Source organism: Alloalcanivorax xenomutans, from assembly GCF_032810065.1.
Taxonomy (GTDB): Bacteria; Pseudomonadota; Gammaproteobacteria; order Pseudomonadales; family Alcanivoracaceae; genus Alloalcanivorax; species Alloalcanivorax xenomutans.
In genome coordinates this window covers 761,317-777,964 of sequence record NZ_CP136538.1, presented here as the reverse complement: position 1 = coordinate 777,964, position 16,648 = coordinate 761,317, and the positions used below count along the sequence as shown (strand labels likewise).

The 16,648-nt window shown below is 62.7% G+C and carries 14 protein-coding genes and 1 riboswitch; of the genes, 4 read left to right on the top strand and 10 right to left on the bottom strand.

Annotation, left to right across the window (positions count from 1 at the left end):
- Positions 1–120: 120 nt before the first annotated feature.
- Complete coding sequence (locus tag RYH70_RS03690) at positions 121–1,431, bottom strand: peptidoglycan DD-metalloendopeptidase family protein (protein WP_157367635.1); 1,311 nt, start codon at positions 1,429–1,431, stop codon at positions 121–123.
- A gap of 283 nt (positions 1,432–1,714) precedes the next feature.
- A riboswitch (FMN riboswitch) is annotated at positions 1,715–1,907 on the top strand.
- A 102-nt stretch (positions 1,908–2,009) separates the two neighbouring features.
- On the opposite strand from RYH70_RS03690, the gene RYH70_RS03685 reads away from it, so the two are divergent.
- Complete coding sequence (locus RYH70_RS03685; protein ID WP_055099803.1) at positions 2,010–2,501, top strand: 6,7-dimethyl-8-ribityllumazine synthase; 492 nt, start codon at positions 2,010–2,012, stop codon at positions 2,499–2,501.
- A gap of 150 nt (positions 2,502–2,651) precedes the next feature.
- Positions 2,652–5,039 (top strand): glycerophosphodiester phosphodiesterase family protein, encoded by a 2,388-nt coding sequence (locus RYH70_RS03680; protein WP_317009790.1) that lies wholly within the window; start codon positions 2,652–2,654, stop codon positions 5,037–5,039.
- A gap of 38 nt (positions 5,040–5,077) precedes the next feature.
- Here RYH70_RS03680 and hpxZ read toward each other — a convergent pair whose 3' ends face one another.
- Genes hpxZ through atzD form a run of 9 tightly spaced genes read right to left on the bottom strand, consistent with a single transcriptional unit; the run spans position 5,078 to position 13,663 of the window.
- Entirely contained in the window at positions 5,078–5,485 is a 408-nt protein-coding gene (gene hpxZ, locus RYH70_RS03675) for an oxalurate catabolism protein HpxZ (RefSeq protein ID WP_022993878.1), read from the bottom strand.
- Positions 5,482–6,159, bottom strand: a complete 678-nt coding sequence (locus RYH70_RS03670) for a cysteine hydrolase family protein (protein WP_317009789.1) — start codon at positions 6,157–6,159, stop codon at positions 5,482–5,484. Before RYH70_RS03670 ends, hpxZ begins: the two co-directional genes overlap by 4 nt.
- A complete protein-coding gene (locus RYH70_RS03665; protein ID WP_055099807.1) occupies positions 6,153–7,682 on the bottom strand; it encodes an ABC transporter ATP-binding protein in 1,530 nt (509 codons plus the stop codon). Before RYH70_RS03665 ends, RYH70_RS03670 begins: the two co-directional genes overlap by 7 nt.
- 2 nt (positions 7,683–7,684) lie before the next feature.
- Positions 7,685–8,374 carry a biuret amidohydrolase gene (gene biuH / locus RYH70_RS03660; protein ID WP_055099808.1) on the bottom strand — a complete coding sequence of 230 codons (690 nt, stop codon included), beginning with the start codon at positions 8,372–8,374 and terminating at the stop codon, positions 7,685–7,687.
- 5 nt (positions 8,375–8,379) lie between these two features.
- Positions 8,380–9,402 (bottom strand): formamidase, encoded by a 1,023-nt coding sequence (locus RYH70_RS03655; protein ID WP_022993882.1) that lies wholly within the window; start codon positions 9,400–9,402, stop codon positions 8,380–8,382.
- An 11-nt stretch (positions 9,403–9,413) separates the two neighbouring features.
- On the bottom strand, positions 9,414–10,334 hold the full coding sequence (locus RYH70_RS03650) for an ABC transporter permease (protein WP_317009788.1): 921 nt from the start codon (positions 10,332–10,334) through the stop codon (positions 9,414–9,416).
- Positions 10,327–11,442: an ABC transporter permease gene (locus RYH70_RS03645; protein ID WP_317009787.1), complete on the bottom strand. Its 1,116-nt coding sequence runs from the start codon at positions 11,440–11,442 to the stop codon at positions 10,327–10,329. Before RYH70_RS03645 ends, RYH70_RS03650 begins: the two co-directional genes overlap by 8 nt.
- A gap of 3 nt (positions 11,443–11,445) precedes the next feature.
- On the bottom strand, positions 11,446–12,555 hold the full coding sequence (locus RYH70_RS03640) for a BMP family ABC transporter substrate-binding protein (RefSeq protein ID WP_317009786.1): 1,110 nt from the start codon (positions 12,553–12,555) through the stop codon (positions 11,446–11,448).
- A gap of 25 nt (positions 12,556–12,580) precedes the next feature.
- The gene (gene atzD / locus RYH70_RS03635) at positions 12,581–13,663 is read right to left on the bottom strand and encodes a cyanuric acid amidohydrolase (RefSeq protein WP_317009785.1); all 1,083 of its coding nucleotides are present in this window, start codon (positions 13,661–13,663) and stop codon (positions 12,581–12,583) included.
- A 124-nt stretch (positions 13,664–13,787) separates the two neighbouring features.
- Here atzD and RYH70_RS03630 point away from each other — a divergent pair, with 124 nt between their 5' ends.
- Together RYH70_RS03630 and atzF are read left to right on the top strand one after the other, a co-directional pair.
- On the top strand, positions 13,788–14,690 hold the full coding sequence (locus tag RYH70_RS03630; protein WP_097057506.1) for a LysR family transcriptional regulator: 903 nt from the start codon (positions 13,788–13,790) through the stop codon (positions 14,688–14,690).
- Between the two features lie 174 nt (positions 14,691–14,864).
- Positions 14,865–16,646: an allophanate hydrolase gene (gene atzF, locus RYH70_RS03625; RefSeq protein ID WP_317009784.1), complete on the top strand. Its 1,782-nt coding sequence runs from the start codon at positions 14,865–14,867 to the stop codon at positions 16,644–16,646.
- Positions 16,647–16,648: the final 2 nt, after the last annotated feature.

The window sequence follows — 16,648 nt, the reverse complement described above, 5'->3', positions numbered from 1 at the left end:
ATCGCGGGCACAAAAACCGCTGTAGGAGTTTGCCTGCAAGCGAATCTTGGGACCTGGAAGCCCATTCGCTTGCAGGCAAGTCCTACAGCCACCTTGGAGGATGCGCCAGGGAAAAAGCAATCAGCCGGCGTTATCGCGGCGATTGCCGTTACCCGCCACGGCGGTGGCACTCTCCTGCTCATGCAGGTCGAAATAGGCCGCGTACTGGTTCTGGAAGCGGCGCAACTCATCCGGCTGCAGCCGTTCGCGGGACGGCAATGAAGCGGTCATCGGGTTCAGCGGGCGGCCATTGAGGCGCAGTTCGTAGTGCAGGTGGGAGCCGGTGCTGCGGCCGGTATTGCCGCTCAGCGCGATGACATCACCCTGCTTTACCTCCTGCCCGGGCCGCACTTCCGCCTTTTGCAGATGCAGGTAGCGAGTCTGGTAGCCCTGCCCATGATCGATCACCACGAAACGTCCCGCCAACGGATGGTAGGACACCGTGCGCACCACCCCCTTGGCCGGCGCCAGCACCCTGGTGCCCACTGGCATGGCGAAATCGGTGCCCAGATGGGGCGTCACCCGCCCGGTAATAGGGTGATGGCGATGCAGGTTGAACGGTGAACTGACGCGGTATTCACTGTTGAAGGGAGTACGGCGGAAGCCCGGCAGCAGGCTCTTGCCTTCCGGCGTATAGAATCGGTCATCGTCGAAGCGGGCGGCACGCACCGAGATCTCCTCCCCCTCGTAATCAAACCCCGCCAGCCGCGCCGCATAAGCCCCTTCGGCGTCGTCGATGTATTCCAGATCCACCAACAGGGAGAACCGGTCCCCCTTGCGAGCCTTGCTGGCCAAAGGCAGTAATTCCCCCATCTCCGCGGCGATGGCCTGGGCACGACCGCCCAGGGATGGCATCTCCGCCAGCGCGGCGGACAGGGAGGTTCGGATCTCGCCACGCACCGCCACCTGGTGCAGATTCCGCTCGTAGGTCAGCGCCGTCCGGTGCAGTTGGCCATTTTGCAGATTCCATTCCCACCCTTTTGAAGGGTCCGTCCACAACCTCAATGCCTGCAGGCTGCCTTCTCCATCGGCACGCCATTCCAGATGCTGACCGGGACTGACCTGCCGCAAAATGTCCGCGCTCTTGGGATCATTGAGCAAGGTGTAGAGGGCGGCTTCCGGCAATTGCCACTGGTTGGTCCAGAGATTGGCCAGGGAGTCTCCCTGGGCGATGGTGTAGTGCTCCCATACCGTGGGAGCCGGGTCCACATCGACGGTATAAAGGTCGGAGTCCTCGATAAGCCCCAGCAGAGCCCGGTCCGTCATCAAGGCGGCGTCGCCGGAAGGCGCCCACCACCAGGACGCCAACGCAATGGCGGCCGCCAGAGCGGGCACCATTGCGCGCAGCAGGGGCGGTCTCGAGGTCCGTGTTGTGGCGGTGGATTCCGTCATGACAACCGTGATCTGGGACCGGCCTTGCCGGTCGGTCTGTTTCTGTATTCGTGAACAAGGGTTCAGAACCAAGCGGCCGTGACCCGGCCGGGGCGCGAAAACAAGGGCGCCACCATACCCGATCGCGAGGTCGGGCCCAAGCACCGGAAACACCGGGGTTCGGGGCCGCGCGGTCAGCGGGCATCCCGATTATCGACAACGGCATGGCGATTTGGTTGCAAATCCGCTTTTGACTCAGGGCAACAGACTTTCTATATTGCCTTGCCCGGCGACCCTATCGCCGGATCGTTCTCGGGGCGGGGTGAAAGTCCCCACCGGCGGTAAGGGAGCCTCTCCCAAGCCCGCGAGCGCCCGCGGCCAAAGGCCATCCATCGTCAATGTCTACTGGCGGTCCGGTCTGCCTCATGGTCACGGGGTCAGCAGATCTGGTGTGATTCCAGAGCCGACGGTGATAGTCCGGATAAGAGAGAACGGGACGGTTCCCCCTGCCTCCGTGGCGGCACGCCCAGGCGTTGCCTTCGCGCCGGCACCGGCCCACGTTCGCCCTGATTCATCTCAACGCCACTCAGGAAAACGGCATGAATCAGACCCAGAGTTCCACCCAGCCTTACCATCCCGAACAACAGCGCCTGGCTTTTATCCACGCCAGTTGGCACCAGGACATCGTGCTCCAGTGTCTGGTCGGCTTTCGCGAAGAACTGGGCCGCCTCGGCTACGGCGACGACCAGATCGACGTGATCGCGGTACCCGGCGCCTACGAAATCCCCCTGCAAGCCAAACTGCTGGCCAAATCCGGACGCTACGCGGCGATCGCCTGCAGCGGCCTGGTGGTGGACGGCGGTATTTATCGCCATGATTTCGTCGCCACGGCGGTCATCAACGGCCTGATGCAGGTGCAGCTGGAAACGGAAGTGCCGGTTCTCACCGCGGTGCTCACGCCGCATCATTTCCATGAACATACCGAGCACCATGATTATTTTTCCCGGCATTTCGTCACCAAGGGACAGGAGCTGGCGAACGCCGCCGACGGCGCCATGCGCCGCACCTCCGACGCCAGATCCTTCCTGTAGCACCGATGTCATGGCCGGCTTCGCGATAACGTCGCCAAGCCGGCCGTTACCGGCATTTCATCGTCATAATCCGTTTCACCAAACTGCAAGCCGGTTGTCATTCTCCGAACCTAGACTCGCTGGGCTTCTTTTCATCAAGGGAACCCGACCATGTCACAACGGATTTGGCGTCTGACGCTGCTGTGTCTTTCTTTACTTATCTCGGCTTGTAACTCCTCCAGTAATCACAACGATCCGGCACCGGATCCCGAAAACCCGCCCACCGAACCTGGTGAACCCGGCGAACCTGAAGAGCCAGGAGAACCAGAACCGGAACCTCGGATACTGCTGGACGAAACCTTCGAGGGCGACACGCTCCCGGAAGGATGGGCACAATACAATGGCGTCGATAACGCCGCCTATGTACAGGACGGCAGTTTGTTTATCGACGGCCGGGCTGACAATTACACCGCCACCGCCGTCACTCTGCCGGCGGAGCTGGGCGCCACCGGCGATTACCGCATTGATGCGGAATTCACCATCGCCAGCGCCAATACCGCGTCACGCTGGGTCGGCTTCATATATCGCGCCGGTCAATCCTTTGAACCTTACTACCAGATGGCGATTCGTCAGGGCGCCACCGCCAGCAACGGCACGGAACTGGCATTCCGTTCCGGCGGCTGGACCATCCTTGAAAAAGCCCCTTATTCCGAAGCCATAGACGCTGAAAAAACCTACAACGTCACCATCATCGTTCAAGGCGGCCGGGTACAACAGTTCATCAACGGCGAGTTGCTGGAAAACGGCGAACTGGACAGTCAATACAGCCAGGGCGGCCTTGCTCTGCAAGCGGCGGGAACCCTGTTCCGGGTGGATCGGGTCACCGTCACCGAACAACTCGACGCCCTGCCGAATCTCCCCACCGTCTTCACCGTCAATGAACCGGAAACCGGCGTCGCCATGGCGCCGACGCTGGTGCGAACCGCACAGGCGGACACCGATCTGTCCGGACTCCAAGCCAGCAATGTGCTGTTCACTCTGGATAAAAATCTGAACCTGCTCGATGACAATGACCAGGTCATTACCACGCTGGCGGACTATCTGGACCAGGAGCCGGTGAACGCCATTCCAACGCTGCGCATTCGGGATGCCGATACCATTACCACTCTGAGCGCACTGGTCACCGAGCGCAATTTGATGGACCTGACGCTGCTGTCCAACGACGCCGATCTGCTGGCCGCCGCCCGCGAGGCAATGCCGATGGCGCGGGCCGCCCTGGATCTCTCCGGCGCTTCCCTCGGCAATACACGTCAGGATCTGCTTGGCGTGGTCCACGCCACCAACCGGGCCGGCGCCAAGATCGCCCTTTTGCCAACCAGCCTGGTAACTCGGGACAGCGTGGCGTACCTGCAGCGGATGCTGATCACGGTCTGGGCCGGCTCCGCCAATACCTCCGCCACCCGGGCGGCGGAACTGCTCACCACCGGGGTCAACGGTATCGTCAGCGCCGATACCGCGCTCTACGCTGACCTGTTGGGGCGTTTCCCGGAACATACGCTACTGCGCAAACCGCTGGTGGTCGGCCACCGGGGAGTGCCTTCCCTGTACCCGGAGAACACCCTGGAAGGCGCGCAACACGCCTGGGAACAGGGGGCCGACGCGATCGAGAATGACATCTATCTAACCACCGACAATCATGTGGTAATCATGCACGACGGCACGGTGGACCGGACCACGGATGGCACCGGCAATATCGAGGAGATGACGCTGGAGCAGGTCAAGACGCTCAATATCGAGCATGACTCTCTGACCGGTTTGAAAGTACCGACCCTGAACGAATTCTTCGAGGCGTTCAAAGGCAAGCCGGTGATTCACTTCGTCGAAATCAAGAGCGGCAAGCCGGAAATCATCGACCATCTGAAGACCGCCATCGATGAATATGGCGTGGCCGATCAAGTGGTGGTGATCTCGTTCTCCGACAGTCAGTTGTTGCGGATGCGCGAAATCATGCCGGAAGTCACCGTTGGCTATCTGAACAGCGTCGGCGCCGACAGCGACCTGCGGAAATCCCTGCGCCGGATTCTGTCCGCCACACAGACCTTGTCCTCCACCTTCAACCCGTCCTACGGCAGCCTGAACAATACGCTGATGGAAGCCGCCAAGCACCGCGGCACCACCTTCTGGCCCTGGACCTTCCGTGATCAAACCATCGCCGAGACGTTCTACACCGCCGGCACGCATGGCCTGACCACCGACTACGCCCAGTGGTTCAGCGCCTATCCGGTGAGTGTCGCCACCGACAATACGCAGGTCATCGTCAACGTCGGGGAAACCGCCGGCGCGCCGATCACACTGACGTTGCAGGATGGCCGCCAGCAGGAAGCCACCAGCAATCAGATGCTGGTGATCGACAGTACCGTGGATTACACCAGCGCCGACGGCCAGGTGGTTTTCAACGGCACCGGTAGCGCCACGGTGCTGTTGGGCCACACCGAGAACCTCGGTGAAGGCCGTCAATACCGTCTCTACTCCGCACCGGTTTCAGTCAGCATCCGCTGAGCCCGGGACCGCCGGCCTTCCGGCCGGCGGCTTTCCATTCAGTCCGGTGCCCCGCCCAGTGTGGCCAAGTCCACGCTGACATGGGCCGCCACCACCTTCCAGCCGTCCTCGAAACGGATCCAGGTCTGCATCTGGCGCCCCAATTGCTGACTGTCACCGTTACGGAATTGGGTGCTGACCGTGGCGGCGTCGGCACCATAAGTGGTGATCACGGTATTCAGCAGCCGGCGACTGGCGGGCACCGGCTCGCACTGACGACGATAGCGGGCGATGGTGTCGGCACCGTATAAATTCTCGGCAACGCCGTAGCGCACCGTTGCCTCCGCGTCCCAGAAAGCCCGGTCCAACGCCTCCAGCCGGTTGGCCAACAGCGCCGCTTCATACGCCTCGAAGGCGGCGCGCACCTCGGCCACTACCGAGGGAATATTGATGTCCTGAGCGGTCATGCATTCGCTCCTTGTTGGAAAGCCCGGCGCAACGCATCCAGTGAGGCGCACCGTCCGACGATACCGCCCTGGGCCACGATCATAGCCAGAGTGGCGGCTTTGAATTCGGGGAAGTAGCTTTCCGTGGCATCCTCGATCACCAGGCAGTCATAGCCCCGATCGCAGGCCTCACGCATGCTGGTTTGTACACAGACTTCGGTGGTGACGCCGGCGAAAATCAACTGAGTGATACCCGCGTCGCGCAGGCGCTGATCCAGCCCGGTGGCATGGAACATGCCTTTTCCCGGCTTATCCACCTGCCACTCACCGGGCTCGGGCGCCACCGCATCGAGGATCCGGTTGCCGGGCTCGCCGCGCACCAGGATCCGTCCCATTGGCCCGTCATCGCCAATGCGGCGCCCCGCTGGCAGTTTGTTCCGTTTCAACGGCGGGCAATCGGACAGATCCGGCAAATGCGATTCACGGGTATGGACCACCGTCAGCCGCTGCTCCCTGGCCAGCGCCAGCAGCGCCGTCACCTTCGGCACCACCGGCGCCAGCCTGGACACATCATTGCCAAGCGCCGCGCCAAACCCTCCGGGTTCGATGAAATCCCGCTGCATATCGATCACCACCAAGGCGCAGTGGCCGGGATCAAGAGGGAAAGCATTCGGCTTCGCGCTAACGTTCAACATGCCTCCGCCTCCACACCAGCCATGTGGCGTCCCAGTTCAACCCGGTTGGCCTCGGCGGCGCGGGTCTGGTAGCTGATGTGGCCGTCATGGATCACCAGAATCCGGTCCGCCAGCTCCAATAGTTCGTCCAGGTCTTCGCTCAGCAACAACACCCCGGCACCGCGATTGCGCGCCTCCAGCAGACGCTGGTGGATCATCGCCACGGAGGCGAAATCGAGACCGAACACCGGATTGGACACGATCAGCACCGCTACCTCCTCGGTCAGTTCCCGCGCCAGCACCACCCGTTGCACATTGCCGCCGGAAAGAGTCTGGATTGGACGCGCCGGGTCCGCCGGGCTGACCTGGAAGCGCTCGATACGCTCACCAGCCTGTTTGTGGATGGCGGCCCGGTTGATCCACCAGCCCCAACGACACAGCGCGGGTTGATCAAACTGCCGCAACGCCAGATTCTCCGCCACGCTCATGGTGCCGATACAAGCGTTACGCAAAGGTTCCTCCGGCAGGCTGTGTACTTTCTCCCGCAGCATTTCCTCACGTCGGCCATGGTAGGGGCGGCCGTTAATGAAAACCGACCCGCTCTCCGCCTGTCGCTGCCCGAGCAGCACCTCGGTAAGCTCTTTCTGGCCATTGCCGGAAATACCGGCGATGCCGACGATTTCCCCAGGGCGCACCGACAGGGAAACCCGGTGCACCGCCTCAACGCCCTTGTCGTTATGCGCCACCATATCCGTGACACGCAGGCACGGTTCGACCTTCTCGTTCACCGGCGGCCGCTCCACCACGGTGTCATGGGGTGGGGCCCGCCCCATCATCCAACCGGACAATGCCTCCACCGTGGTGTCCGCCACCGCGCAGCTACCCACCATGGCGCCCTTGCGCAGAACGGTCACGTCATCGGCAAAGGCGGTGACTTCCCGGAATTTGTGCGTGATCATCAGAACCGAGACTTCCCCGGCGTGAGCGAGGCCCCGCATCAGCCCGAGCACTTCATCCGCCTCCTGCGGCGTCAGCACCGAGGTCGGTTCATCGAGAATGATGAAACGGCGCTGCAAATAAAGCTGTTTGAGAATTTCCAACTTCTGCTTCTCACCGGCGGCGAGCCCGCTCACCGGACGGTCCGGGTCCAGTTGGAACGGCATCTCGTCCATGAACGCCCGCAACCGCTCCCGTTCCGCTTTCCACCGGATTCGCAATGGCGGATCGTCGCGGGACAACACCAGGTTCTCCGCCACGCTAAGGCCCGGCGCTACCGTGAAGTGCTGGTAGACCATGCCGATGCCGAGCGCATGCGCCTCGCGCGGCGCACGGATTTGCCGCTCGCGATCACTCACCAGAATCGACCCGCTGTCCAGCGGATCGTAGCCCACCAGACCTTTCACCAGCGTGCTTTTACCGGCGCCGTTCTCACCCAGCAACGCATGCACGGTGCCGGCACGCACTTTCAGGGATACCCCATCGAGCGCGCGAAAATGTCCGTAGGATTTCCCCGCGCTGAGAGTTTCCAGGCTCAGTGCCCGCATGATCAGGCTCCGTTCAGGGTTCGCAACAGGGTTTCGGAGTCCGACACCGCGCCGAACACGCCCCCCTGCATCTTCACCATGTTGATCGCAGCGGCGTGATTGCCGGCGTCAGTGGCACCGCAACAGTCCTCCAGCAGCAGGCACTCGAAACCCCGGTCATTGGCTTCACGCATGGTGGTGTGCACACACACATCGGTGGTGATGCCCGTCAGGATGAGGTTTTCGATGCCACGGGTACGCAGAATCAATTCAAGATCAGTAGCGCAGAACGAGCCCTTACCAGGCTTGTCGATGATCACCTCACCGCCCAGCGGCGCCAGCTCCGGTATGATCTCCCAGCCCGGTTCGCCGCGGACCAGAATGCGGCCGCAGGGCCCCGGATCACCGATACCGGCACCGATGCGCCGCGAACGCCAGCGCTTGTTGGCGGGCAAGTCCGACAAATCCGGGCGGTGCCCTTCGCGGGTATGAATGATGCAGAATCCTTGCTCCCGCATCAGCGTCAGCACGGCTTTGATCGGTTCAATCGGTGCCCGGGTCAGCGACAGATCGTAGCCCATGGTGTCGACGTAACCACCGGCACCGCAGAAATCGGTCTGCATATCGATCACGATCAGCGCGGTATTTTGCGGCGTCAGCTCGCCGTTGTACGGCCATGGGTAGGGTTCCGAATCCAGGTAACGTGGTGGCATGACATTCAATCCTTCTGGTCGGCGTGATCGCCGCAGGGCGAGTAAAGGCGTTCCGGCGCGTCGAACCCGAAAGCGCGTCCGTCGGTGTGCATCACCTGCTCTTCCCACGGCAGCCGGTAACGGCCGGCGGCCAGGTCGTGCATGTAGGTATAGGGGCAGTCTCCAGCTCCGCCTTTCACCGCCACGTAACCGCGATGGCCGAACTGATAGATATTGTTTTCCACGCCCCAGTGCCGCCGCGCCTCGCGTACCAGATCAGGACGCAGCTCGCAGCAGACGATTTCATCGGCCCGGCCGCTTCCTTCCACCAGTGGCACGCCGTCAAAGTTGACGAACATGGCTTCACCCATGGAATCGAAAGTACCGTCGGAACCGCACATGCAGACGCTGGCGGTTTGCATCAGGTTGCAGAATGCATTGGCCTGGTTGGTGATTTTCCAGGAATGCCGGATGGGCGCGGTGTAACCGGCGGTGCGAATCATGATTTCCGCGCCTTTATAGGCGCACTCCCGCGCCATTTCCGGGAACATGCCGTCATGGCAAATGATCAGCGCCAGCTTGCACCCTTTGGGGCCGTCGCACACCGGGATTCCCAGGTCGCCCGGCTCCCAAGGCTCCACCGGCACCCAGGGATGCAATTTGCGGTAGTACAACTGAATCTCGCCCTGATCATCGATGATCAGACCGCTGTTGAACGGATTGCCTCCGGGATTGGCTTCCATGATCGAGAAGCAGCCCCAAATGCGGTTTTCAACGCAGGCCTCGCGCAGCGCGCTGACTTCCGGACCATCAAGGGAGCACAGGACCTCATCGGAGGTGTCCATGGACAACCCGTGCAACGAGTACTCGGGGAATACGATCAGATCCATCTCCGGCATACCGCGCCGGGCCTTGCCAATCATCCGGATTACGTTCTGTGTTTGTTGCCACACTTCGTCGCGACTGTGCGGATCCGGTAACGCCAGTTGCGCCAGGCCGACAACCACACCGTTCGGGGATTTATTCAAGCCTCCAAGGCCACTGCTCATGTCATCGTCTCCTATCGATTGAGGCTCAACTCACCGGGCGCGCCGCTGAGGGTTTGATTGGGTCGGCAGGACAGGTACATCATCAGCAGAGTGAGGGCGTAAGGCATGGCCGCGAACAGGTAATAACCACTGCTGATGCCCACCGCCTGCAACGCCGGGCCGACCGCGCCGGAGGCGCCGAACAACAAAGCCGCCCACAAACAGTTCAGTGGTTGCCAGCGGGCGAAAATCACCAGCGCCACGGCCATCAGTCCCTGGCCACTGGAAAGCCCTTCATTCCAGCTGCCGGGGTAGTAGAGAGACAGATAGGCGCCACCGACACCGGCCAGGAAGCCGCCGCTGGCGGTGGCCAGGGTGCGCACCAGCGCCGGCCGGTATCCAAGGGCCCGGGCGGATTGGGCGTGATCCCCCACCAATCGCAGCACCAATCCCCAACGGGTGGCACGCAAACCCCAGTGCATCAGCAACGTCAGGGCCACACCGATAAAAAACAGAACATTCACCGACAGAGCGGAGCGCACCCGGGCGTCATCGCTCCAGGCGCCCAGCTCGATGGACGGCAAAGACGGCGCCTGCGGCTGGATGAACGCCTTGCCGAAAAAGAACGCCAGCCCGGTGCCCAGCAGGATCAGGGCGATACCGAAAGCAATGTCATTGACCCGAGGCAGTGAGCAGATCACGCCATGGAAAGCACCGAGCGCACAGCCGGCACAACCGGCGGCCAGCACACCGAGCCAGGCGGAATCGGTGAGATAGGCCACCGCGTAGCCGCTCATGGCGCCGACCACGAGAATGCCTTCCAGGCCCAGATTGATGCGCCCGCCTTTCTCGGTCAGACATTCGCCGAGACTGACGAACAGGAACGGGGTTCCCACCCGTATGGCGCCGGCCAGCAAAGCCAGCAGCAACACCGAATAGTCGATTTCAGCCATGTTGCACCACCCCTTCGGCCGGCGTCCGGCCCCGCTCCCGCCAGTGAATACGCCAATGCAGAACGCGGCCGTTCAACGCTTCCCAGGCCAACAGATTGACGAACAGCACGCCTTCGAGAATCAAAGTGGTGGCATCGGGCAACCCCAGCCGCCGTTGCAGCAGACTGCCGCTGGCTTCGACCCCGCCCAGCAGAATCGCGCAAACGATAATCGCCAACGGGTTATGACGAGCAGCGAAGGCCACCAGGATGCCACTGGTGCCATAACCAGCGATCAAAGCCGCGTTGGCGCTGCCCTGAACCGCCGCCACTTCGAACATACCGGCAAGGCCAGCGGCGGCTCCGCCCAGCACACAGGTCACCAGCACCAGGCGGTTTACCGGCAGCCCGAGCATACGGGCGGCGCGCACATTGCCACCGACAATGGAAAAGGCGAAACCGGAAACACTGTGGCGAACCAGCACATGGGCCAGCGCGCAAACCACCACGCCGGCCACCAGGCCCCAATGCACATAGAACGTATCGCTGATCACGCCCACGCTGTAGGCATCCTGCAACGGTGCCGTGGACGGCTTGTTCAAACTGGCGGGATCCCGCAGCGGGCCTTCCACCAGATGCCGGAACACCGCCAGCGCAATATAGGAAAGCAGCAGGCTGCCGATGGTCTCGTTGACGCCCCGCCGCTGGCGCATCCAGCCACTGAGACCGATCCAGAAACCACCCACGGCCATGGCGGCGGCGGCCATCGCCACCCACATCAACGAGGCGGGCAACGCCGGCAGCCACAGCGGCGTCACCGCCGCCGCCAACCCGCCCAGCACCAGCGCCCCTTCGCCGCCGATGATGATCAGGCCGGCCCGCGCCGGCAACGCCACGCACAAAGCCGTCAGCATCAGCGGCGCCGCGCGCAGAAGTGTGTTTTCCCAGGAAAACGTCGAGCCGAAGGCACCCTGATAAATCAGCGCCCCGGCTTCCAGAACCGGTATTTCCCGGGCCCAGAGAAACACGGAGAACAACAGCACGGTCGTGGCCACCGCCAGCACCGTGGGCAGCGCGGGCAGGCCCAAAGCCAGCCCCCGAGCGGCAACGGGAGGAATACGTATCGACATCGGTCAGATCTGGCCGCGCACGCCTTCCACCAGATAGTCCATCCTCTCCAGCACTACATCGGTTTGTGTCAGCACCGTCCCCTCGGCCACCATCACCTCGCCGGCGTTGTTCCTGATCGGGCCGGTAAAGATGGAGAACTCGCTCTTGAACATACTGGCCTTGACGGCGTCCGCCGCCGCCTTGGCCGCGTCACTCACCGCCGGCCCGTAGGGCGAGGTCTTGACGAACCCTTCCTTCAAACCGCCACGCATGAAGTTGTTCATTGGCGCTCCGGACTGCAGAGCCATTACGTGGGCGCGGTAGGGCGTCTCCCAGTTCCATTCGGCCCCGGTGAGATACCCTTTCGGCGCCAGCGCAGCCTGACTGGCGTGGTAGCCGCAGGTCATCACACCGCGTTTCTCCGCGGTTTCCACCAACACTTTGGGACCATCGACGTGACAGGTGAGCACATCACAGCCCTGGTCGATGAGGCTGTTGGCGGCTTCCGCTTCCTTCACCGGCAATGACCAGTCGCCGGTGAAAATCACCGTGGTGGTGATCTCAGGGTCCACCGAGCGCGCACCAAGCGTGAAGGCATTCAGATTACGTAACACTTGAGGGATCGGCTTGGCGGCCACGAACCCCAGCTTCTTGCTTTTGCTCATATGTCCGGCGACGACACCGTTGAGGTACTGCCCCTCGTCGATGTAGCCGAAGAAGCTGCCGGCATTGTCCGGGTGCCCCCCTTTTTGCCAAAGCCCGCCACAATGGGCGAAACGCACCTCCGGATACTTGCGCGCCACCTTGATCACATGCGGGTCGAAGTAACCGAACGAGGTGGGAAAAATAAGCTGGGCACCATCCTGGCGGATCATCGCCTCCATGGACCGTTGCACCGCCACCGTTTCCGGAACGTTTTCCTCCTCGATCACGGTGACGTTGGGTAACCCCTTGATGATCACCGCCGCCTCGGCGTGGGCCTGGTTGTAGCCGAAGTCGTCCTTGGCACCGACATAAATGAAACCCACGGTCACCGGTTTGTCGGCGGCGCGAGCCAGATTGACCGGCGGTGCCGCGCTGGCACCGAGCACACCGGCGGCCTTGATGAAAGAACGACGATTCAGGATTGGCATCGGAGAGACCTCGTAAATTGGATCATTAAGAAATCAGCGCGTGAGTAATCACCGCCAAGGGGCCGCCACCATCCGGCCCCTGATGTTCGGCGCCCCCGGAAACAAACAAGGCGGTATGCCCGGTACGTCCCGCCAACACCCCACCAACCAGGGCCCGGGCATGGCGGGTGGCATTGATGTCACTGTCATCCCACATGATGTGGCGGTGACCACGAATCAGGCCGTTGCGCGACGGTTCCGCCTTGGCCAGCAGCGCCACCAACTCACCGGCACCGTCACCGGGCACCCGGGCAAGCGCGCGGGTCACGGCATCGGCGTCCAGGGCATCGGCCATCACGTCATGGCCGATACGGAATTCCGCGTCCCACCCCGGCGCGTTACCGAGCACCAGGATTTCGTTGCGCATCAATTCAATCCCGGCGGAAGTACTGGCGCGGCCGGAGTACAGGCCGAACTCGTGACAAACGGCGGCGTCCCGCAGTTGCGCCGGCTCGATCTCCCCCAATGCAAGCGCCACGCCAAGCGCCGAAGCGCCGCGCGAATACGCCATCGACTCATAGGTGTCGGTAGTGGCGACGGCGGCGCCCCGCCGGGCCGCCTCGTCACAGCGGGCGGAGGTCAACAACGGGCATTTGATCTGCACGAAATGCACGTCCTCGTCGCGCTCGATGCCGGCACGGGCCATGGCCTCGCGTACCGCTTGCGCGGTGGCATCGATCTGCGCCCGCCGGCCGATCTGCTCCGGCAAAAAGGCCGGCGTGAACGCGACGCCCGCCGCCAGCCCCGGCGACGTAGAGAGCGCGGGCTCGTCCATCACCTCGAACACCAGGATATGCGGTGACAATCCCCCTTCGGTGCCACCGGACATGACCAATGCAATGCGTTCCGCCACCGCTTCGTCGCTCAGACCCAGAACCTCGGAGAAAAGCCGGGTCAGCGCCAGGGTGGACAGCGCGCGAGTGAAGTCGTTGACGCAACCGTTGCCTTCGGTCTTGCCGAGAATCGCGATCACCTTTTCCGCGTTGATCCCGCCTTCGTCCAGCGCCCGTCGCAGAGGGGAAACATCGTCAGGAGCGGCAGTGGCGAAACGGTGAACGCGGGTTTTCATGACGGGTAATCTCCGGTGGGCCTCGAAACGGGAGCACGATAAGATTTATCCAGCGAATCAAACCAGCGCTATTTTTTCATCATTGCGATGCCGTTACGGCATCACCCAATCGGAGAGCCCGTTCATGTATAACCTGCGTCTGCTCCGTTACGTTGACGCTGTTGCCCGCAGCGGCTCCATTCGCAAAGCCGCGGAACAACTCAACGTGGTGTCCTCGGCGGTCAATCGCCGCATCCTGGATATCGAAGACGAAATCGGCACGGCGTTATTCGAACGGCGACCGCGCGGCGTGCGGCTCACCGCCGCCGGCGAACTCTTCGTCGCCTATGCCCGCAAGCAGATCGCCGACTCGGAACGCATGCTCTCGGAGATCGAGGACTTGCGAAGTGTCCGGCGCGGGGAAGTCCGCATTGCCGCCATCGAGGGCATGGCCGCCGAGTTCCTGCCCAGGACCATAGAGGCCTTTCAGCAGCGCCACCCCAAGATCCGTTTTCGCGTCTACATCTGCGGGCGTGGCGACATCCATACCCGGCTGAAAGAGTTCGAGGCGGACATCGGTCTGGTATTCAATCCACCGGCCGATGCCGAAATCCGGCCGCTTCTCGAAGTGGAGCAACGGCTCTGCGCGTTCGTGGCACCGGATCATCCGCTGGCGGCACGAGCGTCGGTTCGTCTGTCCGACTGTATCGCCTACCCTCTGGCGGTGCCGGACACCTCACTGGGCGGGCGTGCTCTGCTGGATGAATTTCTGGCCCGCCGCTCGCTACGGCTGGAACCGGCGCTGGAATCCAACTCCTTCGAGATGATGCGTAACTTCGCCATCAAAAGCGGCGGCGTGTGCTTTCAAATACAAAGCGGCATGCCACCGGCTCATCTGCCCGGCGGCATGCATGCTCTGCCACTGTCCGATCGGGGCCTGCGGCGCGGCCGCCTGACCTTGTGCATGGAGCATTCCCGCTCGCTGCCAGTAGCCACCGCGCGCTTCGCCGAATATTTGAAGCAACGTCTGCGGGAGGAAACCTCCTGATACCTGCCCCTTTCTGGGGCCTGCGCCCCAGAACAGCGCACGGACCGCCCGGATAATCCCCGCCCCGGCACCGGCGAATAGGCGATATTTCCCTATATATAGCGCACGGTTCCAGGTTGGCACCGCCTTTGCACTGACTCGCATACCTACTGGTATACAACGAGGTATGCGAACGTGCTTGGCTGGACTCTGGAACAATGGCGTGACGCCTATCAGACGGGAGACTACACGCCGGTCTCGGCAATGAAGGCGCTGTACACGACTCTGCGTGACAGTGAGCGGAGTCTGTGGATTCACCTGCTGGACGAGTCCGCTCTGGTGGCCCGGGCCAAACAACTGAGCGATCCATCCCTGCCTCTTTACGGCGTTCCTTTCGCGGTGAAAGACAACATTGACGTGGCCGGTCTGCCGACCACCGCCGCCTGCCCCGCTTTCACTTATACCGCTGACCACACCGCCCCGGTGGTACAGGCGTTGCTGGATGCCGGCGCCATTCTGGTCGGTAAAACCAATCTGGATCAGCTGGCCACCGGGCTGGTCGGGGTGCGCTCACCCTACGGCGCGGTACCCAATCCGTTCAATCCGGACTACATCACCGGCGGCTCCAGCTCCGGCTCCGCCGCCGTGGTTTCCCAGGGGTTGGTGCCGTTCGCGCTGGGCACCGACACCGCCGGTTCCGGTCGTGTGCCCGCCGGTTTCACCAACACCGTCGGCCTGAAACCCACCAAGGGCAGCATGAGCACTCGCGGCGTGGTACCGGCTTGCCGGACTCTGGATTGCGTGAGTGTATTCGCCCTGTCAGTGGCGGATGCGGAAACCGTTTACGACCTGTATCGCGGCTACGATGCCGAGGACGGCTACAGCCGCCCGGACCCGGCGGCACGCCCCAAGGCCCTGCCGGCGAGACCGCGACTGGGTATTCCCGATCAGTTGCCCTGGTTTGACGACACTCAGGCGGAGCAGGCCTGGAAACAGCAGCTCAGCGCCATGGCCGACATCGCCGAATTAGTGCCACTGGACCTGCAGGCGCTGCACGACACCGCCGCCCTGCTCTATCAGGGCCCCTGGGTAGCCGAGCGTTACTCCGTGGCGGAACCCTTGATGCAGAATCAGGACGCGCTGCTGCCGGTGATCCGCGATGTCATCGGCGTGGCCGAGGGCATGAGCGCGGTCGATGCTTTCCGAGCGCAATACAAACTGGCGGATCTGAAACGCCAGGCCGATGCGCTGCTGTCCCAGGTGGATGCGCTGCTGGTGCCGACCTCACCGGGCATCTATCGCATCGACGCGGTCAACGCCGATCCGATCCGTCTCAACAGCCAACTCGGCGTTTGGACCAACTTCGTCAATCTGCTCGACCAATGCGCCCTGGCCCTGCCCGGCGGCTTCCGCGAGGACGGGTTGCCCTGTGGTATCACGCTGATCGGCCCGGCCTGGCACGACGCCGCCCTGGCCGAATTCGGGCGGCGCTGGCAACGGCATCAGCCCTGGCAGGCCGGAGCCGTGGGCGGCGATCTGCCGCGAGTCACCCCCGCGCAAGCCAGCAAAGACGACGCCGATCACATCACCATCGCTGTGGTGGGCGCCCACCTCAGCGGCATGCCTCTGAATGGCCAACTTACCGAACGCGGCGGCGTCTTGCTGGAAGCCACCGAAACCGCGCCCTGTTACCGCCTTTATGCCTTGGCCAATACCACACCGCCAAAACCCGGCCTGATCAAGAGCGATGACGGCGCCGCCATTCAGATCGAACTGTGGCAATTGCCGGTCAGCGAGTTCGGCAGCTTTGTCGGGCTGATCCCGCCACCGCTGGGGATCGGCTCACTGGAAACCGCCGATGGCCGTCTGGTGAAAGGGTTCATCTGCGAAGGCTGGGCCATCGACGACGCCACCGACATCACCGCATTGGGGGGCTGGCGGGCCTACATCGCCCAACGGCAAAACACGGCAAACTAAAA

What these genes read in the sequence shown, in the direction of transcription:
- atzD (WP_317009785.1), bottom strand. Translation starts at nt 13,663, where the DNA reads ATGAAAACCCGCGTTCACCGTTTCGCCACTGCCGCTCCTGACGATGTT.
- RYH70_RS03655 (WP_022993882.1), bottom strand. Translation starts at nt 9,402, where the DNA reads ATGAGCAGTGGCCTTGGAGGCTTGAATAAATCCCCGAACGGTGTGGTT.
- RYH70_RS03640 (WP_317009786.1), bottom strand. Translation starts at nt 12,555, where the DNA reads ATGCCAATCCTGAATCGTCGTTCTTTCATCAAGGCCGCCGGTGTGCTC.
- RYH70_RS03690 (WP_157367635.1), bottom strand. Translation starts at nt 1,431, where the DNA reads ATGACGGAATCCACCGCCACAACACGGACCTCGAGACCGCCCCTGCTG.
- RYH70_RS03685 (WP_055099803.1), top strand. Translation starts at nt 2,010, where the DNA reads ATGAATCAGACCCAGAGTTCCACCCAGCCTTACCATCCCGAACAACAG.
- hpxZ (WP_022993878.1), bottom strand. Translation starts at nt 5,485, where the DNA reads ATGACCGCTCAGGACATCAATATTCCCTCGGTAGTGGCCGAGGTGCGC.
- RYH70_RS03630 (WP_097057506.1), top strand. Translation starts at nt 13,788, where the DNA reads ATGTATAACCTGCGTCTGCTCCGTTACGTTGACGCTGTTGCCCGCAGC.
- RYH70_RS03665 (WP_055099807.1), bottom strand. Translation starts at nt 7,682, where the DNA reads ATGCGGGCACTGAGCCTGGAAACTCTCAGCGCGGGGAAATCCTACGGA.
- RYH70_RS03645 (WP_317009787.1), bottom strand. Translation starts at nt 11,442, where the DNA reads ATGTCGATACGTATTCCTCCCGTTGCCGCTCGGGGGCTGGCTTTGGGC.
- RYH70_RS03650 (WP_317009788.1), bottom strand. Translation starts at nt 10,334, where the DNA reads ATGGCTGAAATCGACTATTCGGTGTTGCTGCTGGCTTTGCTGGCCGGC.
- RYH70_RS03680 (WP_317009790.1), top strand. Translation starts at nt 2,652, where the DNA reads ATGTCACAACGGATTTGGCGTCTGACGCTGCTGTGTCTTTCTTTACTT.
- biuH (WP_055099808.1), bottom strand. Translation starts at nt 8,374, where the DNA reads ATGCCACCACGTTACCTGGATTCGGAACCCTACCCATGGCCGTACAAC.
- RYH70_RS03670 (WP_317009789.1), bottom strand. Translation starts at nt 6,159, where the DNA reads ATGTTGAACGTTAGCGCGAAGCCGAATGCTTTCCCTCTTGATCCCGGC.